Raw genomic sequence first — 24,748 nt, 5'->3', positions numbered from 1 at the left:
TATGTAAAAAGGCATGAGTATGAATGTCAAGAGCCGACAACAGGAAAACTCCGAACTGACCCGCGATGCCTTGCTGGACAGCGCCCGCGAACAGTTCATCGCCCACGGTTACACCGGGGTCTCCATCGACAGCATCGCCAGCCAGGCGCGAGTGACCAAGGGGGCGTTCTACCATCACTTCGCCAACAAGAAGGAGTTGCTCGCCCAGTGCTATGAGCAACAGATGCGCATGATCGCCCAGGCCCTGGAGCAGCTGCCGGCGACGGAGGATCCCTGGCTGCGGGCCCAACAGCTGGCCACGGCGTTCATCGATACCGTGATGCGTCACCGCAAGCGGTTGTTGTCGTTGCAGGAAGTGATCAGCGTGCTGGGCTGGGAAGACTGGAAAGCCATCGACTCACGCTACACCCTGCACCACATCGCCAAGCTGATGCATGAGCTGCATGCCGCCGGACGGGTCAAGCCCTACGACCCGAACAACCTGACCAACCTGGTCTACGGCTTCCTCACCCAGGCAGCCATCAGCATCAAGGATGCCCGGGACAAGCCCCAGGCCGCGGGCGAAATGAAACTGATCATCCGCGACTTCTTCGATAGCCTGAAGCTCAATGGCCACTGACCTGGGCCTCGAGATCCTCGGCGAGCGAGCTTCTGCCGGACGCCGATCGACGTTAGTCTTGATCGCCCGCCCCCTGCCCAGGCCCTGTTGATGATGTCTTGCACCACTCAGTTCTGGCGCGATCCACAGCTGCCCTACGTCGAGAGTCGACGGGCTTGTGACAGCCGCGCCAACTACAAGGCCCATAGTCATCCGACGCTCTCCATCGGCGCGGTGGACCGTGGCGAAAGCATCTTCACGGGAGCCTCTGCGGGGCCGACGCTGATCCGCGCCGGCAGCGTGGTGTGGGTTCCGGCCGATTGCGTGCACGCTTGCAACCCCCACCCGGGCACGGCCTGGAGCTACCAGATGCTGCACCTGGATGCCGCCTGGGTGGAGGCCCTGCGCCAGGAACAGCCCGGCGCTCCGGCCAGGTCCAGGCGCCAGGTCCTGCTCAACGACACCCCGCGGCTTTACCAAGGCTTCTGCCAGCTCAACGAGTTGCTGTTTTCCGCCGCCAGCTGGCAGGACAAGGAAGCAGCGCTGATCGAGTTCATCGGTGGCTTCTCGACCGGGGAACAACCGACGCTCACCCTGACCGCCGACCTTGCCCAGGCCAGCGCCGGAGTCCGCCGGGTCGTGGCCTTCTTGCGCCAGGCCCCGCAAGCCACAAGCCCGTTGGCAGAATTGGCGCAACTGGCCGGCATCAGCCGTTACCAGTTGATCCGGGCCTTTCGCAGCGCCACCGGAATGACGCCCCACGCCTTCCAGCTGAACCAGCGGATCATCCAGGCCCGATCCTCGCTACAGGCCGGCGAGGCTCCCGCGGCCCTGGCCCAACGCCTGGGTTTCGCCGACCAGGCGCACTTCCAGCGGGTGTTCAAGGCCCATGTCGGCGTCACCCCAGGGCTGTACAAGGCCTGAGGCCGCGCAATTTTCTTCAATACCCGGCCCGTGGCGCCAAGCAGACTTCCTGCCCCTCTTGCTCTGTGGAAGTCTTGCCCATGTTCGAACAGTTCCTGCTGGTGGCTGCCGCGCATTTTCTTGCCCTGCTCTCCCCCGGCCCCGATTTCTTCCTGGTGGCGCGCATGTCCATGGCTACCGGTTGGCGATCGGCCACCGGGGCCTGCCTGGGAATCGCCCTGGCCAACGGTGTATTCATCGTGCTGGCATTTGCCGGGGTCTCGGTATTGCACCCGGACGGCCTGCTGTTCCTGGTGATCCAGATGGCCGGCTGTGCCTACCTGCTGTATGTGGGCGGGCTGTTCATCTGCCATGCCGCCGGCAGCTCGCTGACCGCGGTGACGTCCCAAGGCCAGGACCGGGCCGGCTGGTGGCGCGGGCTGGGCATGGGTTTCCTGTCAGGCATCCTCAACCCCAAGAACGCGCTGTTCTACGCCAGCCTGGCATCGCTGGTCGGTGCCGGGATCGACAACGGCTGGAAGCTGGCCTACGGCCTGTGGATGTTCAGCGTGGTACTGGCCTGGGATGTGCTGGTGGCCGTGGCCATCGGCAATGGCCGGGTCCGCCTGCGCTTCTCCCGGGTCCTGCCCTGGCTCGAGCGCTGCACCGGGGCGATGCTCATCCTGCTGGCCCTGGGGGTACTGGGCGCGATGCTGGTGCGCACTTGCTGGCTGCGCTGCTGACTCGTCGCTGTCTGGCCGCAGCCGATTACAAATGAACAACAAAGCCCAGCATGGTTGTCATACCGCTAACCGATATTGTCCTTCAACGCCGCCGGCGCCTGCCCCATCCAGCCATCCATCCAAGGAGAACCGCCATGCCACAAGAGCCCCGCCTGGGATGCGGCGCCGCCATCGTGCGTGACGGCCGACTGCTGCTGGTCAAGCGCCTGCGAGACCCCGAGGCCGGACACTGGGGGCTGCCGGGAGGCAAGGTCGACTGGCTCGAGCCGGTGGAACAGGCCATGCGCCGGGAGATCCTCGAAGAGCTGGGCCTGACGCTGCAAGGCGTCAGCCTGCTGTGCGTGGTCGACCAGATCGATCCGCAGCGCGGCGAACACTGGGTGGCGCCGGTGTACCTGGCTTCGGCGCCCGCCATGGCGCCTTGCAACCTCGAACCGCACAAGCACAGCGAGATCGCCTGGTTCGAGCTCGATCGCCTGCCGCAACCGCTGACCCAGGCCACCCGCACCGCGGTACGGGCGCTGGTGCAGATCGCTGCGGTGGAGTCTTGATCGGCACAGGTCGCTGGATCCTCGTCGTGCTGCTGGGCCTTGGCGGGCTGGCCAGGGCTGGGGAACCAGCGCCACAGCACCTGCTTCGGCCCGATGGCTCGTCAATCAGCTATTACCTGCAGCAACGCCAGCCATCCGGGCCGTCAAGCTCGCTGCTGGTGATCCTCCAGGGTTCGGATTGCAACAGCGTGAGCCATATAAAGAGCATCCCCCTCCTGGCCCAGGCGATGCCCGAGGCCGATGTACTGACCGTGGAAAAGTACGGGCTCGAGGCGACCCTGCCCTACAGCCAGGACGTAGAACGCGCGGATTGCCCGCAGGCCTACCTGGAGCACGACAGTCCGACGCAGCGCACGGACGACCTGCAAGCGGTGATCCAGCACCTGCGCCAACAACGCCATTACGCCTCGGTTATTGCCCTGGGCGGCAGCGAAGGCGCGGTGATCGCCCATGCCCTGGCCGCACGCCCGGGCGTCGTCGATGCCACCGTGGCCTTCAACGGCGGTGGCCAGTGGTTTGCCGACGACCTGTTGCACAGCGTCGATAGCAGCGATCTGCCGGTGGCGGAAAAAGCCGAAGCGCGCCAGGGTTTGCAGGCCTTCATCCAACAGGTGCAAGGGCAGCCACCGGCCGACCTGCGAGCCAGTGGCCACGGTGCCCGCTGGTGGCAAGAGGTACTGCGACTTGATCAACTGGCCCTGCTGCAAGACAGCCATAGCCCCGCGCTGGTCATCCAGGCCATGGTCGACCAGTCGGTATCGGTGCCGGCGGTCATGGCGATGATCGAGCAACTGCGCAGGGACGCCCGCCCGGGAGTGGATCTTCGGTCTTATCCCGGGCTGGGCCATCGCTTCGACGATCACCACGGACAAAGCCACATGTCCACCGTGGTAGACGACATCGCCCTCTGGCTGCGCCAGTTGCCACCCCCTGGCGACAAGCGCGGGTGAGTGCCCGGCAACGGCCATGGAGTGCGACCGATGGCCGCAGGCTTTGGTCTAATTAGCCCGCCGCGTCCTTCGTCCGTTTGTTACCATGCGCGGGTTTTTTGCCTGTCTGGCTGTTCAAAGGGCGTTATTTCATGAGTGTTCTACTGACTCGCCGCACGCTGCTCACCAGCGCCGGAGTACTCGGCCTGGGCCTGCTGGCCGGTTGTGACAATAGTCCCCGGCTGTCTTTCAAATACGGCAAGGACCTGAGCAATCAGATTCTCGGCCGTACCTTCAAGCTCACCGATTCCCAGGGCGAAACCAAATCGCTGTCCAGCTACCGTGGCCTGATGCCGATGATCTTCTTCGGTTTCACCCAGTGCCCGGCCGTCTGCCCCACGACCCTGGCCCGCGCGGCGCAAGCCAAGAAGCTGATGGGCCGTGACGGCGATCGCCTCAAGGTGGTGTTCATCACCCTTGATCCCGAGCGCGACACTCCCGCGGTGCTGGATGCCTACGTCAAGGCCTTCGATCCGAGCTTCGAGGCGCTGTACGGCACCCTGGAAGAAACCGCGGCCACGGCCAAGGAATTCGGGGTGTTCTATGAAAAGATCCCCAGCGGCGACACCTATACCCTTTCGCACACCGCTACCAGTTTCGTCTTCGACTCCCGCGGCACCTTGCGCCTGGGCCTGTCCCAGTCCCTGAACGCCCAGGAGTGCGCAGAAGATCTGCTCACCGTCATGGAGGTCTGTTAATGACTCTGCAACCCCGTTCATTGCGTTTCAAATCCGCCCTGCTGCTGGCTTCCCTGCTGGGCCTGGCCAACGCCGCCAGCGCTGCCACCCAGATCGACAACGCCTGGGTCCGCGCCACCGTCGCCGGCCAGCACGCCAGCGGCGCCTTCATGGACATCACGGCCAGCAGCGATAGCAAGCTGGTGCAAGTGCAGTCGCCGGTGGCCAAGAACGTGCAGATCCATCAATCGAGCATGCACAACGACGTGATGAGCATGCAGCAGGTGCAGGCTATCGCCTTGCCGGCCGGCCAGAAGGTCAGCCTGGACACCCAGGGCTACCACGTGATGCTCATGGAGCTGGTAGGCCAGATCAAGGCCGGCGACAAGGTACCGCTGACCCTGACCGTGGAAAACGCCAAGGGTGAGAAGGAAACCATCAAGGTCGACGCCGAGGCTCGTGCTCTCAACGCACCGGACCACGGCGCCATGGGCCATGGTTCGATGGATCATGGCTCGATGGACCACGGCAAGATGCAGCACTGAGCCTGCACTGCTTGAAACAAGCCGCTGTCCCGCCAAGGCCAGCGGCTTTTTTGTGTCTACGCCTACCGCGGCGCTGAACCTATTCCCCCCGCCCTGCCCTTGTGCGAACCTGCGCGCGCCGCGCGAACTGCTAGCCCAATGCCATCCAGGAAGGCTGCCAGCGCTGTGCCGAGGAGCTGATCCTTGGCGCGCTCATAACCACCAAGGATTGAATATGCCGTCAAATCGCCCCGTCATTCATGTGCTGTTCTTCGTTGGTAACTCCGGAACTTGCGCCGTCCTGCCATTGACCGATGTCTACGAGGCGGTGGTTCATCCACCCTCTGCCTTGCTCGAGCAGGCCTCACCTAGATTGACGATCAGCCGCTCAACGAGCGCTGGCCAAGCCCGGTCACCGTTGAAAGTGGCGTCGTTCACCACGCTCTATGGAGAGAACGGCAGCGGCAAGACCGCCCTGTTGCTGGAACTGTGCCGGGCGCTGGCCAAGTGGCAGCCGCAGGAGAAGCTCAGCCTGCTCTGGGAGGATGAGCAGGGGCTGCATCTTTCCCGGGGGAGCTCACTCAAGGACGTTCAACTGCATTCGGAACTTGAGATTGACCAGGGGCAGCAGGCCTCGCTGCCGAACCTCTCGACGCTGTTCTACACCACCTCGCCCTTTGAAAAGCTGCGGCGCAATCGCCTGCGTCGTCTGGGTGTAAAAGATATCAGCCCCAGGTTTGGCAAGGATGTGGAGTCGGAACTGGTGGCGGCCTTCACGGCCTATCCCCACCTCAAGGAACGCGTCACCTTTGTCGACCAAGCCCAGGTCACGCTGAAGCTCAAGACGATGTCGCTGGTGGAGTTGATGACGGTTTATCGTCCCGATAGTTCGGCACACAAGGCACTGGATCCCGAGCTGAAGAAACACCTGCTGGAGTTGGAGCATAACGCTTCGCGTGAAGCGAAATTCATCTGGTCCTACGCGATTCTGGAAGGGGCTGAAAGCCTCACGGCACAAAACCTGTACGACTTGATCGATGAATTGCAGGAGCTGGTCCAGGATCACCACCCGTGGCTGAGCAAGGCCCTGAGCGACCCGGAATTTGTCCTCGAGCAGTTAACGGAGCACCCTCCATTGCTTAAGCAATTGGCCAAGGCCAGGGATGTTCTGCACCTGGCCAAATTGCTGTTCGCGGACCTCAACTCCTGGGGCCGCAAGTCGAGGATGGGCTACCTGGATCAGCAGGTTGGCCACCATATCCGTCAACATTCACAGGTCTACAGCGAGTTGAGCAGCCTGGATATGCTGCAGTTCTCCTTCACCCAGTTAAGTTCCGGCCAGGCCAGCATGATGTCTCTCTACTGCGCAGTAGCCAGGGCCTTTGGAGAGTTCGAACAGGCTTCCCCGGAGCAATCGATGTTGCTGTGCATCGACGAAGGCGAGATGTTCATGCACCCCAAGTGGCAGCGCATCTACATCTTCGACCTGCTGAAGTTCATCGGGCAGTTTGGCCAGTTGGCCAAGCGCACCCATGTGCTGATTTCCACCCATTCGCTGATCGTCGCGGCCGATACCCCTGCCGGGCGGCTGTTCGACCTGGATAACGCACGGCTGACCAATGCCTTTGGCTACACCCCCAAGCAGACCCTGAGCAAGGTATTCGAGGTCGAGGATTTCACCGGCGAGTTCAACCATCAACGCCTGGAGCGGCTCGCCGCAGTGCTCAACGGCGAAGTCCGGGGGCTCCAGGCACTGGGCCAGGCCCGGCACATCGCCGACTCCCTGGCCAACGACGAACTCCGGCGCCATGTACAGCAACAGCTGGATATCCTGGGGAGCCGTGCCAATGCTCAAGCTTGAGGTATCCACCGCCACGATCAACAGCCACCTGGCGACCCTGGGCCAGCGTTTTGACGAGGAGATGACGAAATGGAAGGCATCTTTTACCGGATACCCTTCCTTCACCGCCTCGCTGCACAAGCTGTTGCTGAAGAACCGCAAGACGGTCCTGGTCGGCAGCGTCGCCGAACTACGGGCGCTGATCGAGGCTATCGACCTCGCCACCGGCTCGACCTTGACTCCCTACATGCATGCCCGTCAGCAAAAATCCTTCACAAAGCAAAGCCACATGGAGAAGCTGCTCCAGGCCCTCGACAAGGTTTTCGACTACGACAAGTTCATCTACAAGAGCCAGGGCTGGAACGCCTACAAGCTGGTGGGCAGCCACGGGCTGCGCATCTGTCCCTATTGCCACCTGAATCATGTGAACTACCACGGCCAGGCCACGAGCAAAGCCACGCCCAAGAAGCTGGAGATGCGCCCACCCCTGGATCACTTCCTGCCCAAATCCATCTACCCCTACCTGGCGGTGTCGCTGCACAACCTGGTCCCCAGTTGCTACCAGTGCAACTCGTCGATCAAGGGCGATGAAGTTCCGGGTGCCAATCTTCCCCACCCCTTCGACCCCGCCGTCGCCCTGGACATGAGCTTCGGTATCAAGGGCTCGGCCCTGGCTATCCACGGCGTTACCAACGGAGAGATCAGCCTGGCGGTGACAGGCAACGGCGCCTGGGATGAATTTTCCCGGTTCTTTTACCTGGAGGAGCGCTACCAGTGGTACACCCCCGAAGTGAGCGACATGCTCAAGCGCCAGCGCGACCTGGACGAAAGCGACAAGATCATCCAGTCCCTGGTCCGGCGCCCGGCATTTATCCTCGGCTTCAATCCGGACGACTGTGAAAGCCGCGCCCTGGGCATCTGCCTACACAGCATCGCCCGGCAACAAGGGATTATCTGAGCCTTAATAATCCAGGCCCCGCGCCAGCCATACCGTGAACCCGCAGCAGTCGGGGTCTTCACTGACATGCCGGACCACCTCGAAGCCATGGGTGTCGAGCAGCGTGCAGTACTCGCCGGGATCGAGGCTGGCGTGGTACAGCGCTTCTCCCTCAAATTCACCAATGGCCTCGCCCGCCGCCGGGCCACTGGTGAACATCAGTGCACAACCCGGGCGGGCGTGGCGCTCGAACACCGCGAACATCGCTCTCTGATCGTCCGGCGCCAGGTGGAACAGGCTGTTCCAGGCCAGGATGCCGGCGAAATCCTCCCCCAGGGCCAGGTCGCGCATATCCGCGTGGATCCAGCGTTGCTCGCCATGTCGTTGCCGGCACAGTTCCAGTAACGCGTTGGAGCTGTCGACCCCGGTCAGCTCGCAGCCATGCTCGATCAGGTAACTGGCCAACGGCTCGGCGCCACCACAGCCCAGGTCCAGCACCTGCCGCCCAGCGCCCATGAGCTGGCGAAAGCGCTGCAACCAGGCCAGCTCGGACTGAAAGCCACGGGTATTGGCGCGGCGAACCTGATCCCAGGCCGTGGCATGGCGCTGGTACAAGTCGACGATATGGCGGGCGGAGTCATCCATGGCGAACCTGCAATCACAAGAAAAGGCGTCGATTAAACTCCGATGAAGCTCCCGCCACAATCTGCAATAGCCTCGCGACTAGAGCTGCGCGACCACAGGTAGGTCGCGGCGTACCTGGCGCACCGAGACGAACAACAGCAACGACAGCCCGGCATACAAGCCGAACAACCAGCTCGCCGCCCGGGCTGCCCCGGCCAGGTCATTACCGCTACCAAGCCCCGCCAGGTTGACGATCATCCCCGCCAGCGCCGCTCCCAGCGCTGTAGCCACCAGTTGCACGGTGGTGATCGAAGCCCCGGCCAGCTCCTTCTGGTCGGCAGGGGCGCTCTCCAGGACCCGCGCCAGCAGGTGCGGCCAGGCCAGGCCAATACCAACCCCCACCAGCACCATGGCCAGGCAGATTGCCCCCAGGCTCGCCAGGCTGCTGGCGGCGGGCATGGCCAGGCAGGCCAGGAGCAACCCGGCCACTACCAGCAACGGCGCGCTGGCCACCGCCCGGGCCGCAGCGCCCACCCCCAGCCCGGAGCTGGCCAGCGCTCCCAGGGTCCAGCCCGCAGCCATCAAGGCGGCGATGTAACCGGCCAGCAACGGCGTCTGGTGATGCAGCACCTGGAGGAACAATGGCACGAAGACCTCGCTGGTCATGCCCACCACCAGCAACGCCATGGACAGGTACAGCGGCAGCAACAGGCTGCCGGGTTTCAAGCTGCCACGGGGCAACAGGCGCTTTGCCGAGCGGTTCTCCATGGCCCCCACCACCAGCAACAGGCCCAGGCCCACGGCCAGCCCCAGGACGTTGTACAGCGCCGAGGCGCTGACGCTGCCAACGGAAATCGCCAGGACCATGACCGTCAGCAGCACCAGCTGCAGTCCGGGGATTGGAGTACGTGGCATCGGTTCTCGGCTCCTTCCCGGTAACAGGACGACGGCCAGCAGCATGAACAACAAGGTACAAGGCAATAGCACCCAGAATGCCGCACGCCAGCTGCCCTGCTCGGCGAATACCCCACCCACCGCCGGCCCGATCAACGTAGCCATGCCCCACATGGCCGAGATCAGCGCCATCGCCCGGGGCCATAGCGGTTCATCGAACACCAGGCGGATCATCGCGTAGGGCAAGGCGAACAGCAGGCCACCGCCCAGCCCCTGGATACTGCGCCCGACAATCAGCCAGGCCATGTCCGGCGCCAGCGCACACAAACCGCAGCCCAGCATGAACACCCCGCCCGCCAGGGCATACGCCAGCTTCGGGCCCAGTACTGCCAGGGCCCGGGTCGAGAGCACGGAGCCGATGATCGAGGCGACCACGAACAGCGTGGTGTTCCAGGCGTAGTAGTCCAGGCCGCCGATGTCTTGCACCACCGACGGCAGCAAAGTGGTGACCAGGTAGATGTTGATTGCATGCAGCGCGACGCCCCCGGCCAGGGCTGCGGAGCGCAGCCCATTCTTGCCCAGTAGCAATGCCGACCAGCCCGTTGTCGATGCCATGGCTTGTTCCTGTCTGGTTGTTCGAGAAGGCGCACTGTATTACACAAGTAATTGCTTTGATAATTGGTTTTTTCAGCATCGCCCACTCCCCGCTCCTATCGAACCCCCGACGGACAATCTCCAGGCCAGGCCCGCATAGCCTGTTATGCTTGCCCGGTTGCGTGCGTTGCGCAGGCAACCGAATTTTCCCGATCGCCCCTTGGCCAATGGTCCCGCATGTCTTCGATTTCTTCCCCGGCCGACAAGAAAAGCCCCGGCGCCACCGCCGAGCGGATCCTGTTCCTGCTGAAAACCCGCGGCCCCTTGAAAACCGCCGACCTGGCGCCACTGCTGGAGGTGTCGCTGGAGGCCACCCGCCAACAGTTGCAGAAACTGGTGGATAGCCAGCTCATCACCGGCCAACTGATGCCGGCCCAGGGCGCCGGGCGTCCCTCGCAGAAATGGGTGCTGACCGAACAGGCCCAGGCACGCTTCCCCGATACCCATGCCAACCTGACCTTGCAGTTGATCGACTCGATCCGCGCGGTATTCGGTGCCGACGGCGTCGAGCGCATCGTCAGCGACATGGAGCGGATCAACAGTGCCGAGTACCTGGCTACCTGTGCACCGCTGTCGACGCTGGAGGAACGGGTCCGCGCCCTGGCGCAAATCCGTGACCTGGCCGGGTATATGGCCCATGTGGAAAGCGCAGGCGATGACTGGTTGCTGATCGAAAGCCACTGTCCGATCTGTGTCGCCGCGCGGCAATGCCAGGGTTTCTGCCGCTCCGAACTGCAGGTGTTCCAGGCGGCCATCGGCGAATTGGGCGAAGTACAGCGCATGGAACACCTGATCACCGGTGACCGGCGCTGCGTATACCGCATCAGCGCCCCAGGCGCCGACTCATGAGCAAGCTCGCCTGGCTGTTCAAACAAGGCGCGCTGGTGCTCACGGTCGCGGCCCTGACCCTCTCGGCCTGGCGGATCTACGACAGCGAACGCGGCCCGGCGCTGCAACCCTGGCACCTGTATGTCCCTCACGAGCTGGACGCCGAGGAGCTCGACCGCAGCGATTGGACCGGCTGGCTCAAGGCCGAGGACCGGGTATTCGCCGAGGTCGAGCACGCAGTCAGCGCCGCCCTGGATCCGACCCGGGTGCCACCGTTCAATCGCTACCGCCAGGACAGCCGGGTCTATCCCCCGGGGTTCGCCACCGACTGGAACCGTTCCTACCTGTTGCGCCCGCAAGGGCAGCCTCGGGGCGTGGTGGTGCTGGTGCATGGCCTTACCGACTCGCCCTACAGCCTGCGGCACATTGCCCAGCGCTATGTCGAGCACGGCTACCTGGCCATCGGCCTGCGCCTGCCCGGCCACGGCACGGTGCCTGCGGGCTTGACCGATGCCCGCTGGCAAGACTGGCTGGCCGCCACGCGCCTGGCCCTGCGCACCGCCCGGGCTGAAGTCCCGGCGCCGGCGCCACTGCACCTGGTGGGTTACTCCAACGGTGGCGCCCTGGCGGTCAAGTACGCCCTGGATGCCCTGCTCGATCCGCAATTGCCCCAGGCCCAGCGCCTGGTGCTGGTCTCGCCGATGATCGGGGTTGCGGCCTCCGCGCGCTTCGCCGGGGTGGCTGCCTGGCCGGCGGTGTTCCCGGCCTTCAGCAAGACGGCTTGGCTGAACCTGCGTCCGGAATACAACCCGTTCAAGTACAACTCGTTCCCGGTCAACGGTGCCCGCCAGTCCTGGCTGCTCACCGATGCCTTGCAAAGCCAGCTGCAGGCCTTGGCGGACGACCCGCGCCTGGCCGAGATGCCGCCAATCCTGGCGTTCCAGTCCCTGGTGGACTCCACCGTCAGCACACCGGCGCTGGTCAACGGGCTGTATCGGCAACTGCCGGCCAACGGCAGCGAGCTGGTGCTCTTGGACCTCAACCGTGCCCGGGACTTCGAGGGATTGCTGGATCCGGCCAGTGCCACCTCCGCGGCCAGCCTGCTACCACCGCCGCCACGCAACTACAGCACGCGGATCCTGAGCAACCAAGGCACCGGCAACAGCACGGTGCAGCTGTTGAGCACCGCTGCTGGCAGCCGGCAAGAAAGCCGGCAGCCCCTGGACCTGGCCTACCCGCCGGAAGTGTTCTCGCTATCCCATGTGGCGCTGCCCTTCCCCGTGGACGATGCGCTGTATGGCACCCAGCCCACCAGCACCGAGAGTTTTGGCGTGCACCTGGGAACCCTGGCCGCCCGTGGCGAACGGGGGGTGCTGGTCCTGCCCATGGATGAGTTGATGCGCCTGACCTCCAATCCCTTCTATCCCTACCTGATCCAGCGTATCGAAGCGGATATCGACTAGCCCGCCAGGTACACCAGGCGGGGGCAACACCAGGCGAGCAAGACGTCCAGCCTACTCGCCTGCCGCACTACTTCTCGTCCTCGCAACCCAAGCCCCGGCGTTGTGGCTCCTCATCCACCAGGGTCTTGCCGGTACGGCCCATGATCTGGCCCTGCAGGGCGCGCAGCTCGCCGCCATCGAGGCGCTTGCAGCTGTTGATTTCCCAGACGTCGCCGGTGGCCGTGCTGACCGAGAACAGCCCCCAGTATTCGGTGGCGCCGGCCTTGGGATCCTCATAGCCCAGGCTGAAGTCGAAGTAGCCCGGGTGTGGCGGCTTGCCGCTTTCATCCTGCAGGTTGCCATCGACGAACACTCCGGGCCGATCCATCTGGTAATCCTGGTGCTTGAGGGCCACCAGCAACACCTGCTGCGCCTGCTCGCGGGTCAGGCCGGAATGCTGGACTTCGGTGGGCTGCAAACCAGCCGAGGCACAGGCGCTGAAGGCAGCGCAAGCCAAGGCCAGGCCGAGCATCCGGGACGGCAGATTGTGGTTCAGCATGCCATGCGTCCCCTGACCGCAATGATGATGTCCGCCAGGTACTTGGCGAAGCCGTTGCGCCCGCCGGTGGCCGCATCGCCGCTGTTATAGCCGCTGCGTACCAGGGCCTGGGCGAACTCCATCGGCTCGCGCTTGCCGCGTACCGAGGCGCCGAAGCTTTGCGCGAAGGACTGGGCCGACTGCTGGAACGAGGCGAACTTGGCCACCTTGATCGCCGCATTGCCCCGGGGCGCCTCGGCTCCGATCTGCAGCGGGGCCGGTGCGTGCATGGAAAAGAAGTTGTTCAGGTCCTGGGCGATCCGCCCGGTGCCGTACTGGCTCTCCTGGGCCGCCAGACCGAGGATGTTCTCCACCGGAAGGTCCAGTTGATCGGCGATTGGCTGGCACACCACCTTGTATTTGCTGACAAAGGTGACGGCACTGATGTTGTTGCACAGCTTGGCGCTCACGTTGCTTCCCTCGCTTGATCGGTGGATTCCATTTCATGGGTATTTGCCGCGCGCAGTATAAAGCAACCACTGGCCGCTGCCTGCGGCCTCAAGCGCACTGAACCCGCGGGCTGTGGCCCAGGTCACAGTTGTTGGCTCCCATCGACTGGCAAGGCCTCCCATGGTCGCTGTCTTGACGATTTTTTCTCGCTCGTTGCCTTAGATTGCCCTCCTCCTGCAGTACTCCGTACCGGGGTTCGCGGACGCAACCAAACGCCGATCTTGGCCACGGGCGAGTTTCAATCCGATACTGCTGGGATGTCGTCCTGCAAGGACGCGTTGAGCACCACCTGAACAAGGATCGAAGCAATGACTGACTCTGCCAGTGAAGCAGACGAATACGTGATGATGCAGGCCGCGCACTGGTGCATGCGCCTGCGCGAGGACGATTGCACCGCCCAGGAGCGCCAGGCCTTCAAGGACTGGCTGCAGGGCGACCCGGGCCATGCCCTGGAATATGCCAGGATGCTGGAGGTCTGGGACCTGACCGGACAACTCTCGCCCACCACCACGGCGCCTTGACCAGGGCGCGTTGGGCGCGTTGCCGGGCAGTCGCTTGATGGCGGCGCCAGGTTGCCTGGTTGTCCAGATTGATACCATCGCGAAGTCCCAAAACAGCCTTCGCCATGCGCTTCGGATTTCACCGCAAAGCCGCTGAAACCGGCGGTCTACGGCCATTTCTCCAACACTTTTTAAATAAACTGAACCCTAGCTGTCTAGCTCGCAGAAAAACGGAGTTTTGGCTTCTTTTTCATATTCGTTTCACATTTTTGCGCTTAATCTCAGCCACCGACGAACAAGGGGCCTGGTGCAGTCGTTTCGCAACTTGCACGGGTAACGCCTTGATCCACATTTACTTTTCACGAACATCGTCTTTACTCATTTGCTGCATGGAACGCCACGCTGGCCCAATCAACCGGATGTGCCCGATGACCACCGCCTCCCGCGCTCCATGAACGTTGTTCGCACGCTACATTCGTACCCCCAGCTTTCGCATTGTGTAGACCCGAGGTAACCATGAACCAGGCTTTCCTTCCTTTCTCGCGTCCGAGTATTGGCGACGAAGAGATGGCCGCTGTAGAGCAGGTTCTGCGCTCCGGCTGGATCACCACCGGCCCGAAAAACCAGGAACTCGAACAGCTCTTCGCCGAACGTGTCGGTGCCCGCCATGCCGTGGCCTTGTCCTCGGCCACCGGCGCCATGCACATCACCCTGCTGGCCCTGGGCATCGGCCCCGGCGATGAAGTCATCACCCCCTCCCAGACCTGGGTTTCCACCGCCAACATGATCTGCCTGCTGGGGGCGACCCCGGTGTTCGTCGACGTCGATCCCGACACCCTGATGAGCGACGCAGCGACCATAGAGGCCGCGATCACTCCCAGGACCAAGGCGATCATTCCGGTGCATTACGCGGGTGCCGCCTTCGACCTCGATCCGCTCTACGCCCTGGCGGACAAGCACGGCATCGCGGTGATCGAAGACGCCGCCCACGCCGCCGGTACCACCTACCGCGGCCGCGAGATCGGCGCCCGGGGCACGGCGATCTTTTCCTTCCATGCGATCAAGAACATGACCTGCGCCGAGGGCGCAATGTTCGTCAGCGATGACGAGGCCCTGGCCAACCGGGTGCGCATGCTCAAGTTCCATGGCCTGGGAGTGGATGCCTACGACCGCCTGACCCATGGCCGCAAGCCCCAGGCCCAGGTGATCGAGCCCGGCTTCAAGTACAACCTGGCGGACATGAACGCGGCCATCGCCCTGGTACAACTGCAGCGCCTGGACCAGATCAACGCCCGTCGCGAAGTCCTGGCCAAGGCCTACCTGGAGCGCCTGGCCGGCCTGCCGGTGCAACCGCTGCACCTGCCGCAGTATCCGCAGCAGCACAGCTGGCACCTGTTCATCCTGCGCATCGATGCCGAGCGTTGCGGACTGGACCGCGAAGCCTTCATGAAGGGCCTGCAGGAGCAGAACATCGGTACCGGCATCCACTTCATCGCGACCCACATGCATACCTACTACCGCCAGCGTTTCCCCGATGTGCACCTGCCGCATACCGAGTGGAACTCCGCGCGGCTGTGCTCGATCCCACTGTTTCCGGACATGACCCTCGACGATGTCGAGCGGGTCGCCGGCGCCATTGAAAACCTCCTGGACTGACCCCTTGAAACCTTACCCAATTCAGTTCGTGTCGATCGTCATCCCGGTCTACAACGAAGAACAGAGCCTTCCCGAGCTGTTGCGACGTACCGAAGCGGCTTGCCGCCTGCTCAAGCACGACTTTGAAATCGTCCTGGTGGACGATGGCAGTCGCGACGAGTCGGCCAACATCCTGCAAGCCGCCGCCGAACGCGAAGGCAGCCCGGTGGTGGCGGTGATCCTCAACCGCAACTACGGCCAGCACGCAGCGATCATGGCCGGTTTCGAGCAGTGCCGCGGCGATGTGGTGATCACCCTCGATGCCGACCTGCAGAACCCACCGGAAGAAATTCCACGCCTGGTGGCCCAGGCCGAACTGGGCTACGACGTGGTCGGCACCGTGCGCAACAACCGCCAGGATTCGGCTTTCCGCCGCTGGCCGTCGAAGCTGATCAACCTGGCAGTGCAGCGCTCCACCGGGGTAGCCATGAGCGACTACGGCTGCATGCTGCGTGCCTATCGCCGGACCATCATCGACGCGATGCTGGCCTGCACCGAGCGCAGCACCTTCATCCCGATCCTGGCCAACAGCTTCGCCCGGCATACCACCGAGGTGCTGGTGGAGCACGCCGAGCGCGAGCACGGCGACTCCAAGTACAGCCCGATGCGCCTGGTCAACCTGATGTTCGACCTCATCACCTGCATGACCACCACGCCCCTGCGCCTGCTGAGCATCATCGGCTTCGGCATGGCCGGCCTGGGCGCACTGTTCGCCCTGATGCTGATCGTCCTGCGGTTGATCTTCGGCGCCACCTGGGCCGGCGACGGCACCTTCGTCCTGTTCGCGGTGCTCTTCGTGTTCACCGGCGGCCAGTTCATCGGCATGGGCCTCTTGGGTGAATACCTGGGGCGCATGTACAGCGATGTGCGGGCCCGCCCACGCTTCTTCATCGAAAAAGTCTTGCGCAGCCACCCGGCGGTCCCGGCCCCGGCGGTGACTGTCGACGGTTTAACTTCCACCCATACTGATCAGGTTTCCCAATGAGCAATAAAGCTGTCGTCTTCGCCTACCACGATATTGGCTGTGCTGGCATCGAAGCCCTGCTCAACGCAGGTTATGAGATCGCCGCGGTATTCACCCATGCCGATGACCCGAAGGAAAACACCTTCTATGGTTCTGTCGCGCAACTGTGCGCCCGCAAGGGTATCGCCGTGCATGCCCCGGAAGATGCCAACCACCCGCTGTGGATCGAGCGCATCGCCAAGCTCAATCCCGACTACCTGTTCTCCTTCTACTACCGCAACCTGTTGAGCGAGCAGCTGCTGGCCACCGCCAGCAAGGGCGCGTTCAACCTGCACGGCTCCCTGCTGCCACGCTACCGTGGCCGCGCACCGGCCAACTGGGTCCTGGTCAAGGGCGAGACCGAGACCGGCGTCACCCTGCACCGTATGGTCAAGCGCGCCGATGCCGGTGCGATCATCGCCCAGGAACGCGTGGCCATCGAGCGCAGCGACACGGCGCTGAGCCTGCACCACAAGCTGCGTGATGCCGCTGCCAGCCTGCTGCGCGACACGCTGCCGGCACTGGCCCAGGGCAAGATCAGCGAAACCGCCCAGGACGAATCCAAGGCCAGCTACTTTGGTCGGCGTACCGCTGCGGACGGCAAGCTGGACTGGAAACGCCCGGCCGAAGAACTGTTCAACCTGGTGCGTGCCGTGACCCAGCCCTACCCTGGCGCCTTCTGCGCCGTCGGCGAGCACAAGCTGATCGTCTGGAGCGCCGAAGTCGCCAAGGGCAACGAAGGCCAGGCTCCAGGCCGGGTCATCAGCGTCGATCCGCTGCGCATCGCCTGTGGCGAAGACTCCCTGGTCATCACCTCCGGCCAGCGCAACGCCAACGGCCTGTACCTGAGCGGCCCGCAACTGGCCAACGAACTGGGCCTGGTGGACGGTTCCCTGCTGCGCGGTGCCGAGTCCGGCCGCAAGCCACGTCGCACCCGGGTGCTGATCCTCGGCGTCAACGGTTTCATCGGTAACCACCTGTCCGAGCGCCTGCTGCGTGACGACAAGTACGAAGTCTACGGCCTGGACATCGGCTGCGACGCCATCGAGCGCCTGCGCAGCCACCCGAACTTCCACTTCGTCGAAGGCGACATCAGCATTCACTCCGAATGGATCGAGTACCACATCAAGAAGTGCGACGTGGTGCTGCCGCTGGTGGCCATCGCTACCCCGATCGAGTACACCCGTAACCCACTGCGGGTATTCGAACTGGACTTCGAAGAGAACCTGAAGCTGGTCCGCTACTGCGTGAAGTACAACAAGCGGGTGATCTTCCCGTCGACCTCGGAAGTCTATGGCATGTGCCAGGACAAGAACTTCGACGAAGACAACTCCAACCTGATCGTCGGCCCGATCAACAAGCAGCGCTGGATCTACTCGGTCTCCAAGCAACTGCTGGACCGCGTGATCTGGGCCTACGGCGCCAAGGGCCTGAACTTCACCCTGTTCCGTCCGTTCAACTGGATGGGGCCGCGCCTGGACCGCCTGGACTCGGCACGTATCGGCAGCTCCCGGGCCATCACCCAGCTGATCCTCAACCTGGTGGAGGGCACCCCGATCCGCCTGTTCGACGGTGGCGAGCAGAAGCGCTGCTTCACCGATATCGCTGACGGCATCGAGGCCCTGGCCCGCATCGTCGACAACGAGAACGACTGCTGCAACGGCCAGATCATCAACATCGGCAACCCGGACAACGAAGCCAGCATCCGCCAGTTGGGCGAAGAGCTGCTGCGTCAGTTCGAGGCCCACCCGCTGCGTGGCAACTTCCCACCGTTCGCCGGTTTCCGCGAAGTGGAAAGCAAGGCTTTCTACGGCGCCGGCTACCAGGACGTGGAACACCGCAAGCCAAGCATCGAGAACGCCAAGCGCCTGCTGGATTGGGAACCGACCGTGGAGATGAGCCAGACCATCGGTAACACCCTGGACTTCTTCCTGCGCGAAGCCATGCTGGAAATCGCCGATCGCACCAAAGAAGAAGCACGCTGATGCAGGCAGGTCTGCGCATTGATGTCGATACCTACCGCGGCACCCGAGAGGGGGTGCCACGGCTGCTCGAAACGCTGGATGAGGCCGGGGTCAAGGCCACGTTCTTCTTCAGCGTCGGGCCGGACAACATGGGGCGCCACCTGTGGCGCCTGATCCGTCCGCAGTTCCTCTGGAAAATGCTGCGGTCCAATGCTGCCGGCCTGTATGGCTGGGACATTCTCCTGGCCGGCACCGCCTGGCCAGGTAAACCCATTGGCCGGGACCTGGGGCACTTGATGCGCCAGGCCCTGGCTGCCGGACATGAAGTCGGCCTGCACGCCTGGGATCACCACGGCTGGCAGGCCAATACCGGGCGCTGGAGCCAGGCCCAGCTGATCGAACAGATCCGCCGCGGCGTCGACAGCCTCAACGATATTCTCGGGCAAGCGGTGAGCTGCTCGGCATCCGCCGGTTGGCGTGCCGATGAGCGGGTCATCGAAGCCAAGCAACAATTCGGCTTTCGCTACAACAGCGATTGCCGCGGCCAGAGCCTGTTCCAGCCACGCTTGGCGGACGGCGGCCTGGGCGCGCCACAAATCCCGGTAGACCTGCCGACCTTCGACGAAGTCGTCGGCCCCGTGGTGTCGAGCGCTGATTTCAACGCCTTCATCCTCGACCGGTTCAAGCCAGGCAAGCTCAATGTCTACACCATCCACGCCGAAGTAGAAGGGATTCTGATGGCCAATGACTTCCGTCAGCTGCTGGCCACCGCCAAGCAGCGCGACATTCATTTCCAACCCCTGGGAGACATGCTCCCGGCGGATATTTCCAGCTTGCCGGCAGGCCAGGTGGTACGCGGCGCCCTGGAAGGCCGTGAAGGCTGGCTGGGAGTACAAGGAGCATGACCAGACGCTGGGCCCTGCCGCTGCTGCTGATCGCTTTCGGCCTGTTCTACCTCCTGCCCATGGCCACCCATGGCCTGTGGATTCCCGATGAAACGCGCTACGCGCAGATCAGCCAGGAAATGCTCCATGGCGGGCAATGGGCGTCGCCGCATTTCATGGGCATTCGCTACTTCGAAAAACCGGTGGGCGGTTATTGGCTGATGGCCATCGGCCAAGCGCTGTTCGGTGACAACCTGTTCGGCGTGCGCGTGGCCTCGGCCCTGAGCACCGGCCTGAGCGTAGTCCTGGCCTACCTGTTGGCCATGCGCTTGTGGAACGACTCGCGCAAGGCCGTGGCCAGCGCCTTGCTGTACATGAGCTTCACCGTAGTGGCGCTGCTGGCCGGCTACGCCAATCTCGATCCGCAGTTCACTTTCTGGGTCAACCTGAGCCTGGTGGCATTGTGGTTCACTTTCGACTGCAAGACTTCCCGCGGACAGCTGCTGGCCTGGGTAGTCCTGGGCCTGGCCTGCGGCATGGGCTTCATGACCAAGGGATTCCTGGCCTGGCTGCTGCCGGTGTTGGTGGCCCTGCCCTACGCCATCTGGCAGAAGCGCCTGCGCTCGCTGCTGGTCCTTGGTGGCATCGGTGTGCTCGTCGCGGTGGTCATCAGCCTGCCCTGGGCCCTGGCGGTACATGCGCAAGAGCCGGACTACTGGCGTTTCTTCTTCTGGCACGAGCATATCCGCCGCTTCGCCGGTGAAGACGCCCAGCATGCCTCGCCGTGGTGGTATTACCTGCCGTTGCTGGTGGCCTTCAGTGTGCCGTGGGTCATGCTGCTGCCAGCTACATTCAAACAAGCCTGGCACCAGCGACGCCTGGGCAGTAGCAGGTTCCTGCTGTTGTGGCTGGCGCTGCCACTGGCCTTCTTCAGCCTGAGCAAGGGCAAGCTGCCCGCCTATATCCTGCCGTGCCTGTTGCCTCTGGCGCTGTTGATGGGCAATGCCCTGATGGATCGCCTGAGCAACAAGCAGACGCGCCTCATCAGTCTCAATGGCCTGCTCAATCTGCTGGCGGGCCTGCTGGGACTCCTGGCACTGGTGTACTTCCAGCTGAAGAAGCCAGTGTATGTAGATGAACCGCAGCACCTGGTGCTGGTGTACGTCCTGCTGCTGGGTTGGATCTTCAGCAACCTGCTGGCGGCCATGCGCCCATCGAACATGTGGGCGGCTCCGGCTTTGGGCAGCTTCCTGCTGGTGGCCCTGGCCCCGGCCGCCCTGCCCAATTCGGTGGTCTATAACAAGATTCCCGACCAGTTCATCATCGATCACGTCGCTGAGCTGAGCGAATCCAAGAGCCTGCTGAGCAACGATCTTGGCGCGGCATCGGCGCTGGCCTGGCGCCTGCGCCGCAGCGACGTAACCCTGTACAACACCGAAGGTGAATTGAAGTACGGCCTGACCTACGCTGATTCGGCCCGCCGCAAGGTCGATCTGGACCAGGTCCAGCCGTGGATAACCGAGGCCCGCAAGCAAGGCCCAGTGGGCGTGGTCATGCGGGTCAAGAGCAGCGACGAAGAGCATGAAGTCCAACTGCTGCCACCGGATGCCAAGCGCTACGCCCAGGGCAACATCGTGATCTTCATCATTCCCCAGAGCCAGCCATGAGCCTGTTGCTTCTACTACTGGCCTGCGGGCTGACCTGCCTGGGCCAGGTGGCACAGAAATTCGCCGTGGAAAGCTGGCGCGAGCAACCCTCGGACCTGCTGGCCAAATTGCGTTCGGGCTGGTTGTGGCTGGCCTTGTTCAGCCTCGGCCTGGGCCTGTTGGTATGGCTGCTGGTCTTGCAGCGCATGGAAGTGGGCGTGGCCTACCCCATGCTCAGCCTGAATTTCGTGCTGGTCACCCTGGTTGCCCGTTTCGTCTTCCACGAGCCCATCGACCGCCGGCATTGGCTGGGGGTCGCCCTGGTGATCGGCGGCGTAGTGCTGCTGGGGCGTCACGCATGAGCCGGGCCAAGGGCTTCGCCTTCGCGCTGGGCAGCGTGGTGCTGGTCAGCGGCGCACAACTGGCCATGCGCTGGAGCATGACGCGCCTGCCCGCACCCCAGCAGTGGCTGGACGCCCTGGGTAACGGCAGCGTCGACCTGGCCGCCCTGGCGGTGGTCATCGCGGCCATCGGCGCCTACGCCCTGTCGATGCTCTGCTGGCTGCTGGCCCTGCGCGACCTGCCACTGGGCCGGGCTTATTCGCTGTTGAGCATCAGCTACGCGCTGGTCTACCTGCTAGCCGCCGGCCTGCCGCTGTTCAACGAGCCGTTCACGCTTTCCAAAACCCTTGGGGTGGCCTTGGTCATCCTTGGGGTCATCACCATCAACTCTCGATCTGCACCCGCGACAAGTCCCAGGAATACCCCATGAAAATCAGTGTATTTGGAAGTGGTTATGTCGGCCTCGTACAGGCTGCCGTGTTGGCTGAAGTCGGCCACGATGTCATCTGCATGGACATCGATGAGCACAAAGTCAAACAGCTGCAACAAGGACACGTGAGCATCTTCGAACCCGGGCTTGCGAGCCTGGTCAAGGAAAACCTCGAAGCCAAGCGCCTGCACTTCACCAACGACGAGAAACTCGCGGTACAACACGGCCAGGTGCTGTTCATTGCCGTTGGCACGCCCTCGAGCGAAGACGGCTCGGCCGACCTGCGCTATGTGCTGTCGGTGGGCGATGCCGTGGCCCGCCACCGTGAACAGCCGCTGATCCTGGTGGAGAAATCCACCGTACCAGTCGGCACCGGCGACACCCTCAAGGCCCACATCGAGAATGCCCTGGACGGCCGTCCACTGCAGTTCGATATCGTCTCCAACCCGGAATTCCTCAAGGAAGGCTCGGCGGTCGCCGACTGCCGCCGTCCGGACCGCATCATCATCGGCTGCGCCCGCGAGGAAGTGCGCGATGTGATGCGCGACTTGTATGCGCCGTTCAACCGCAACCACGACCGCATCATGTTCATGGACCTGCGCAGCGCCGAGCTGACCAAGTACGCCGCCAACTGCATGCTGGCGACCAAGATCAGCTTCATCAACCAGATCGCCGAGCTGGCCGAGCATCTGGGGGCCGATATCGAGTCGGTACGCTTGGGGATCGGCGCCGACACTCGTATCGGCTACCACTTCATCTACCCTGGCTGCGGCTATGGCGGCTCGTGCTTCCCCAAGGACATGCGCGCCCTGATCCACAGCGCCGAGCAGGCCCACTGCTCCAGCGACCTGCTGCAAGCGGTGGAAGCCATCAACGAGCGGCAGAAGCACAAGCTGTTCGAGCGCATCAAGGCGTTCTACAAGGGCGACCTGGAAGGCAAGACCTTCGCCCTGTGGGGCCTGGCATTCAAGCCCAACACCGACGACATGCGTGACGCCCCGAGCCGGGTACTGCTCGATGCGCTGTTCGCCGCCGGCGCCGAGGTCCGGGCCTTCGACCCGGAAGCCATGCAGGAAACCCAGCGCCTGTATCTGGATGAATCGCGCCTGATGCTCATGGGCACCCCGGAGTCGGTGCTCAACGGCGCCGACGCCCTGATCATCTGCACCGAGTGGCAGCAGTTCAAGGCACCGGATTTCGAGCTGATCCAGCAGCGTCTCAAGGCCCCGGTGATCTTCGACGGCCGCAACCTGTACGACGCCGAGCGCCTGGCCCGCAACGGCTTCACTTACTTCCCGATCGGTCGCGGCGAGTCGCGCAACCTGCCGATCCCTCATCAGCAGTGGTCTACCGAGGCCTGAATGAGCACGCACTCCAGCTCCCCTTCGAACACATTATTTTGGCAATCGTTGGGGCTGGGGCTGCTGACTTTGCTGCTGTTCTGCACCGGCGCCGACCATCAGTCGGCGATCGGCTTCGATTCCCGGTTCGTCCTGTTCGCCAAGGAAATGCTGCGCCATGGCCCGGGATTCTTCCCTACCACCTATGGCGAGCCCTATGCCGACTACACCAGCGCCTCGACCCTGCTGGTGTGGCTGTTCTCGCTTCCCGGCGGACAGGTCACCAGTTTCACCGCCTGGTTGCCCACGGCAATCGCCTCGGCACTGACCGTCAGCCTGCTCTATCGCCTGCTGGCGCCCTACTCCCGCACCTGGGCGTTGTCCAGCATCGCCCTGTTGCTGCTGAGCAATACCTTCATCAGCGAAACCCGCGCGGTATCCCTGGACCAGATGCTGGCAGCCGTGTCCCTGGCGGTGTTCTACCTGGGTTACGCCCATGACCACTTCGCCGCGCCCCGACGCCTGGGCTCGATCCTGCTGTTGCTGGTGCTGGGTTTTGCCATTCGCGGACCCATTGGCCTGGTGATCCCCACTGGAATGCTGTGCAGCTACTACCTGTTGGCAGGCCAGTGGCGGCGCCTGTTCGGGTTTGGCTTCAGCGCCCTTGGATTACTGGTGCTGTGCATTGCCCTGCTGCTGTGGCTGGCCAAGCTCAGCGGCGGCCAGGGTTTCGTAGACGATGTGATCCGCATGCAGTTCATGGGGCGCATGGACGGCAGCGAAGGCTCCAGTGATGTCCTCTATTACTTCACCAGTTCCCTGGGCAACTACGCCCTGGCCTACCCGCTGGCGCTGCTGGCCTGGGTCGCGGTGCTGGTGGGTCGCTCGGGCGAACCGGCCAGCCCGGCCCTGAGGCTGCTGCGCTGGAGCACCGCCGCGGCGTTGGTAGTGATGATCGGCCTGTCGATTCCCCAGGCGAAGAAGGCACGCTACCTGCTGCCGATGCTGCCCATGGTGGCCATCATCGCGAGCTATCCGTTCCAGGCCCATGGCGGCCGACTGATGGCTTGGCTGCGCGGATTGATCCAGGGCCTGTGGCTGCTATTTCCGGCACTGCTGATGGTGGGCCTGGTGGTATTGCGGCGCAAATTCCCCGACCAATTGACCAACCTCACCCCCATGCTGGTGGTGCTGGGGCTGCTGCAACTGTTGTCCCTGGCGTTGCTGTTCAAGCGCCAGTGGCGCGCCGTGGGCTTGGCCTACAGCGCGGTGCTGGCGGTCTGGGCCTGCTATATCGGTGTGTTCGAACCCGTCCAGCACCGGCTCTATGACACCCGGGACTTCAGTCAGGCGGCGCTGCGCCTGATCGAGGAGCAGCCGGCACCACTGGTCCTGCACCGCATGGGCAAGGACGCCAAGGCGATCAAGTTCATGGTCAACCTGGACCAGGACCTGCAGCCACGCTTCACCGACCAGCCCACGGCGCTGGAGCAGATTGCCGGGCCCGCCTGGATCATCCTCGACCAGGGTGACCTCGCCGACCTGCAAGGTAGTTCCCTGGCTGGGCTGAAACCGGTGCTCAGCGCACGCTTCGACAAGAACGACTTCGTGCTCCTGCACTTGCCCGGCCCCGCCTTGCCACAGCCCTGAAGCCGTTGCACAAGGCCCCAGCGGCTCCTTACACTCGCGCCC

Annotated in this window: 25 protein-coding genes; 21 read left to right on the top strand and 4 right to left on the bottom strand. The window is 63.5% G+C overall.

Features of this window, described 5'->3' with window-relative positions:
* Positions 1-13: 13 nt before the first annotated feature.
* The 9 genes from GDH07_RS12875 to GDH07_RS12835 all read left to right on the top strand — a co-directional run bounded on the left by GDH07_RS12875 (position 14) and on the right by GDH07_RS12835 (position 7,783).
* The gene (locus GDH07_RS12875) at positions 14-619 is read left to right on the top strand and encodes a TetR/AcrR family transcriptional regulator (protein ID WP_178124049.1); all 606 of its coding nucleotides are present in this window, start codon (positions 14-16) and stop codon (positions 617-619) included.
* Between the two features lie 93 nt (positions 620-712).
* Positions 713-1,522 (top strand): helix-turn-helix transcriptional regulator, encoded by an 810-nt coding sequence (locus tag GDH07_RS12870; protein ID WP_152897763.1) that lies wholly within the window; start codon positions 713-715, stop codon positions 1,520-1,522.
* An 80-nt stretch (positions 1,523-1,602) separates the two neighbouring features.
* Positions 1,603-2,244: a LysE family translocator gene (locus GDH07_RS12865; protein WP_152897762.1), complete on the top strand. Its 642-nt coding sequence runs from the start codon at positions 1,603-1,605 to the stop codon at positions 2,242-2,244.
* Between the two features lie 134 nt (positions 2,245-2,378).
* Positions 2,379-2,795, top strand: coding sequence for an NUDIX hydrolase (locus GDH07_RS12860; RefSeq protein WP_085597632.1), 417 nt, complete (start codon positions 2,379-2,381; stop codon positions 2,793-2,795).
* 26 nt (positions 2,796-2,821) lie between these two features.
* Entirely contained in the window at positions 2,822-3,745 is a 924-nt protein-coding gene (locus tag GDH07_RS12855) for a prolyl oligopeptidase family serine peptidase (protein WP_152897761.1), read from the top strand.
* A gap of 131 nt (positions 3,746-3,876) precedes the next feature.
* Positions 3,877-4,482, top strand: a complete 606-nt coding sequence (locus GDH07_RS12850; RefSeq protein WP_031321714.1) for an SCO family protein — start codon at positions 3,877-3,879, stop codon at positions 4,480-4,482.
* On the top strand, positions 4,482-5,006 hold the full coding sequence (locus GDH07_RS12845; protein WP_022644498.1) for a copper chaperone PCu(A)C: 525 nt from the start codon (positions 4,482-4,484) through the stop codon (positions 5,004-5,006). Before GDH07_RS12850 ends, GDH07_RS12845 begins: the two co-directional genes overlap by 1 nt.
* Positions 4,972-6,846, top strand: a complete 1,875-nt coding sequence (locus GDH07_RS12840) for an ATP-binding protein (RefSeq protein ID WP_178124048.1) — start codon at positions 4,972-4,974, stop codon at positions 6,844-6,846. The genes GDH07_RS12845 and GDH07_RS12840 overlap by 35 nt, the downstream gene beginning before the upstream one ends.
* Complete coding sequence (locus tag GDH07_RS12835; protein ID WP_152897759.1) at positions 6,833-7,783, top strand: hypothetical protein; 951 nt, start codon at positions 6,833-6,835, stop codon at positions 7,781-7,783. Before GDH07_RS12840 ends, GDH07_RS12835 begins: the two co-directional genes overlap by 14 nt.
* A gap of 3 nt (positions 7,784-7,786) precedes the next feature.
* Here the strand turns inward: GDH07_RS12835 and GDH07_RS12830 are convergent, their stop codons facing one another.
* Both GDH07_RS12830 and GDH07_RS12825 read right to left on the bottom strand, forming a co-directional pair.
* Entirely contained in the window at positions 7,787-8,407 is a 621-nt protein-coding gene (locus GDH07_RS12830) for a class I SAM-dependent methyltransferase (RefSeq protein ID WP_022644502.1), read from the bottom strand.
* Positions 8,408-8,485: 78 nt separating this feature from the next.
* On the bottom strand, positions 8,486-9,895 hold the full coding sequence (locus GDH07_RS12825; RefSeq protein ID WP_152897758.1) for an MFS transporter: 1,410 nt from the start codon (positions 9,893-9,895) through the stop codon (positions 8,486-8,488).
* A 216-nt stretch (positions 9,896-10,111) separates the two neighbouring features.
* Between GDH07_RS12825 and GDH07_RS12820 the strand changes: the two genes are divergently transcribed.
* On the top strand, positions 10,112-10,783 hold the full coding sequence (locus GDH07_RS12820; RefSeq protein WP_152897757.1) for a helix-turn-helix transcriptional regulator: 672 nt from the start codon (positions 10,112-10,114) through the stop codon (positions 10,781-10,783).
* Entirely contained in the window at positions 10,780-12,225 is a 1,446-nt protein-coding gene (locus GDH07_RS12815) for an alpha/beta hydrolase (RefSeq protein WP_152897756.1), read from the top strand. Before GDH07_RS12820 ends, GDH07_RS12815 begins: the two co-directional genes overlap by 4 nt.
* Before the next feature lie 67 nt (positions 12,226-12,292).
* Here GDH07_RS12815 and GDH07_RS12810 read toward each other — a convergent pair whose 3' ends face one another.
* Entirely contained in the window at positions 12,293-12,763 is a 471-nt protein-coding gene (locus GDH07_RS12810) for a hypothetical protein (RefSeq protein ID WP_152897755.1), read from the bottom strand.
* Positions 12,757-13,212 (bottom strand): glucosaminidase domain-containing protein, encoded by a 456-nt coding sequence (locus tag GDH07_RS12805; protein ID WP_343038228.1) that lies wholly within the window; start codon positions 13,210-13,212, stop codon positions 12,757-12,759. Before GDH07_RS12805 ends, GDH07_RS12810 begins: the two co-directional genes overlap by 7 nt.
* 348 nt (positions 13,213-13,560) lie before the next feature.
* On the opposite strand from GDH07_RS12805, the gene GDH07_RS12800 reads away from it, so the two are divergent.
* The 10 genes from GDH07_RS12800 to GDH07_RS12755 all read left to right on the top strand — a co-directional run bounded on the left by GDH07_RS12800 (position 13,561) and on the right by GDH07_RS12755 (position 24,706).
* On the top strand, positions 13,561-13,773 hold the full coding sequence (locus GDH07_RS12800; protein ID WP_022644509.1) for a FecR/PupR family sigma factor regulator: 213 nt from the start codon (positions 13,561-13,563) through the stop codon (positions 13,771-13,773).
* 495 nt (positions 13,774-14,268) lie between these two features.
* Entirely contained in the window at positions 14,269-15,408 is a 1,140-nt protein-coding gene (arnB, locus tag GDH07_RS12795; RefSeq protein ID WP_152897754.1) for a UDP-4-amino-4-deoxy-L-arabinose aminotransferase, read from the top strand.
* A 4-nt stretch (positions 15,409-15,412) separates the two neighbouring features.
* Positions 15,413-16,432 (top strand): undecaprenyl-phosphate 4-deoxy-4-formamido-L-arabinose transferase, encoded by a 1,020-nt coding sequence (arnC, locus tag GDH07_RS12790; RefSeq protein WP_022644511.1) that lies wholly within the window; start codon positions 15,413-15,415, stop codon positions 16,430-16,432.
* Positions 16,429-18,435 (top strand): bifunctional UDP-4-amino-4-deoxy-L-arabinose formyltransferase/UDP-glucuronic acid oxidase ArnA, encoded by a 2,007-nt coding sequence (gene arnA, locus GDH07_RS12785; RefSeq protein WP_022644512.1) that lies wholly within the window; start codon positions 16,429-16,431, stop codon positions 18,433-18,435. Before arnC ends, arnA begins: the two co-directional genes overlap by 4 nt.
* Positions 18,435-19,319 (top strand): 4-deoxy-4-formamido-L-arabinose-phosphoundecaprenol deformylase, encoded by an 885-nt coding sequence (gene arnD / locus GDH07_RS12780; RefSeq protein WP_085597618.1) that lies wholly within the window; start codon positions 18,435-18,437, stop codon positions 19,317-19,319. Before arnA ends, arnD begins: the two co-directional genes overlap by 1 nt.
* On the top strand, positions 19,316-20,965 hold the full coding sequence (arnT, locus tag GDH07_RS12775; RefSeq protein ID WP_152897753.1) for a lipid IV(A) 4-amino-4-deoxy-L-arabinosyltransferase: 1,650 nt from the start codon (positions 19,316-19,318) through the stop codon (positions 20,963-20,965). The genes arnD and arnT overlap by 4 nt, the downstream gene beginning before the upstream one ends.
* Entirely contained in the window at positions 20,962-21,306 is a 345-nt protein-coding gene (gene arnE / locus GDH07_RS12770) for a 4-amino-4-deoxy-L-arabinose-phosphoundecaprenol flippase subunit ArnE (RefSeq protein WP_152897752.1), read from the top strand. Before arnT ends, arnE begins: the two co-directional genes overlap by 4 nt.
* Positions 21,303-21,716 carry a 4-amino-4-deoxy-L-arabinose-phosphoundecaprenol flippase subunit ArnF gene (arnF, locus tag GDH07_RS12765; protein ID WP_022644516.1) on the top strand — a complete coding sequence of 138 codons (414 nt, stop codon included), beginning with the start codon at positions 21,303-21,305 and terminating at the stop codon, positions 21,714-21,716. Before arnE ends, arnF begins: the two co-directional genes overlap by 4 nt.
* Positions 21,713-23,077, top strand: a complete 1,365-nt coding sequence (locus GDH07_RS12760) for a UDP-glucose dehydrogenase family protein (protein WP_152897751.1) — start codon at positions 21,713-21,715, stop codon at positions 23,075-23,077. Before arnF ends, GDH07_RS12760 begins: the two co-directional genes overlap by 4 nt.
* The gene (locus tag GDH07_RS12755) at positions 23,078-24,706 is read left to right on the top strand and encodes an ArnT family glycosyltransferase (RefSeq protein ID WP_152897750.1); all 1,629 of its coding nucleotides are present in this window, start codon (positions 23,078-23,080) and stop codon (positions 24,704-24,706) included.
* Positions 24,707-24,748: the final 42 nt, after the last annotated feature.

It is taken from the genome of Pseudomonas piscis (assembly GCF_009380155.1).
Lineage (GTDB): Bacteria > Pseudomonadota > Gammaproteobacteria > Pseudomonadales > Pseudomonadaceae > Aquipseudomonas > Aquipseudomonas piscis.
The sequence above is the reverse complement of the archived record's forward strand: the minus strand, read 5'-3'. Positions and strand labels throughout refer to the sequence as shown.

Coding starts and splice junctions, on each gene's coding strand:
- GDH07_RS12875 (WP_178124049.1), top strand. CDS start 14: ATGAGTATGAATGTCAAGAGCCGACAACAGGAAAACTCCGAACTGACC.
- GDH07_RS12870 (WP_152897763.1), top strand. CDS start 713: ATGTCTTGCACCACTCAGTTCTGGCGCGATCCACAGCTGCCCTACGTC.
- GDH07_RS12865 (WP_152897762.1), top strand. CDS start 1,603: ATGTTCGAACAGTTCCTGCTGGTGGCTGCCGCGCATTTTCTTGCCCTG.
- GDH07_RS12860 (WP_085597632.1), top strand. CDS start 2,379: ATGCCACAAGAGCCCCGCCTGGGATGCGGCGCCGCCATCGTGCGTGAC.
- GDH07_RS12850 (WP_031321714.1), top strand. CDS start 3,877: ATGAGTGTTCTACTGACTCGCCGCACGCTGCTCACCAGCGCCGGAGTA.
- GDH07_RS12845 (WP_022644498.1), top strand. CDS start 4,482: ATGACTCTGCAACCCCGTTCATTGCGTTTCAAATCCGCCCTGCTGCTG.
- GDH07_RS12840 (WP_178124048.1), top strand. CDS start 4,972: ATGGCTCGATGGACCACGGCAAGATGCAGCACTGAGCCTGCACTGCTT.
- GDH07_RS12835 (WP_152897759.1), top strand. CDS start 6,833: ATGCTCAAGCTTGAGGTATCCACCGCCACGATCAACAGCCACCTGGCG.
- GDH07_RS12830 (WP_022644502.1), bottom strand. CDS start 8,407: ATGGATGACTCCGCCCGCCATATCGTCGACTTGTACCAGCGCCATGCC.
- GDH07_RS12825 (WP_152897758.1), bottom strand. CDS start 9,895: ATGGCATCGACAACGGGCTGGTCGGCATTGCTACTGGGCAAGAATGGG.
- GDH07_RS12820 (WP_152897757.1), top strand. CDS start 10,112: ATGTCTTCGATTTCTTCCCCGGCCGACAAGAAAAGCCCCGGCGCCACC.
- GDH07_RS12815 (WP_152897756.1), top strand. CDS start 10,780: ATGAGCAAGCTCGCCTGGCTGTTCAAACAAGGCGCGCTGGTGCTCACG.
- GDH07_RS12810 (WP_152897755.1), bottom strand. CDS start 12,763: ATGCTGAACCACAATCTGCCGTCCCGGATGCTCGGCCTGGCCTTGGCT.
- GDH07_RS12800 (WP_022644509.1), top strand. CDS start 13,561: ATGACTGACTCTGCCAGTGAAGCAGACGAATACGTGATGATGCAGGCC.
- arnB (WP_152897754.1), top strand. CDS start 14,269: ATGAACCAGGCTTTCCTTCCTTTCTCGCGTCCGAGTATTGGCGACGAA.
- arnA (WP_022644512.1), top strand. CDS start 16,429: ATGAGCAATAAAGCTGTCGTCTTCGCCTACCACGATATTGGCTGTGCT.
- arnD (WP_085597618.1), top strand. CDS start 18,435: ATGCAGGCAGGTCTGCGCATTGATGTCGATACCTACCGCGGCACCCGA.
- arnT (WP_152897753.1), top strand. CDS start 19,316: ATGACCAGACGCTGGGCCCTGCCGCTGCTGCTGATCGCTTTCGGCCTG.
- arnE (WP_152897752.1), top strand. CDS start 20,962: ATGAGCCTGTTGCTTCTACTACTGGCCTGCGGGCTGACCTGCCTGGGC.
- arnF (WP_022644516.1), top strand. CDS start 21,303: ATGAGCCGGGCCAAGGGCTTCGCCTTCGCGCTGGGCAGCGTGGTGCTG.
- GDH07_RS12760 (WP_152897751.1), top strand. CDS start 21,713: ATGAAAATCAGTGTATTTGGAAGTGGTTATGTCGGCCTCGTACAGGCT.
- GDH07_RS12755 (WP_152897750.1), top strand. CDS start 23,078: ATGAGCACGCACTCCAGCTCCCCTTCGAACACATTATTTTGGCAATCG.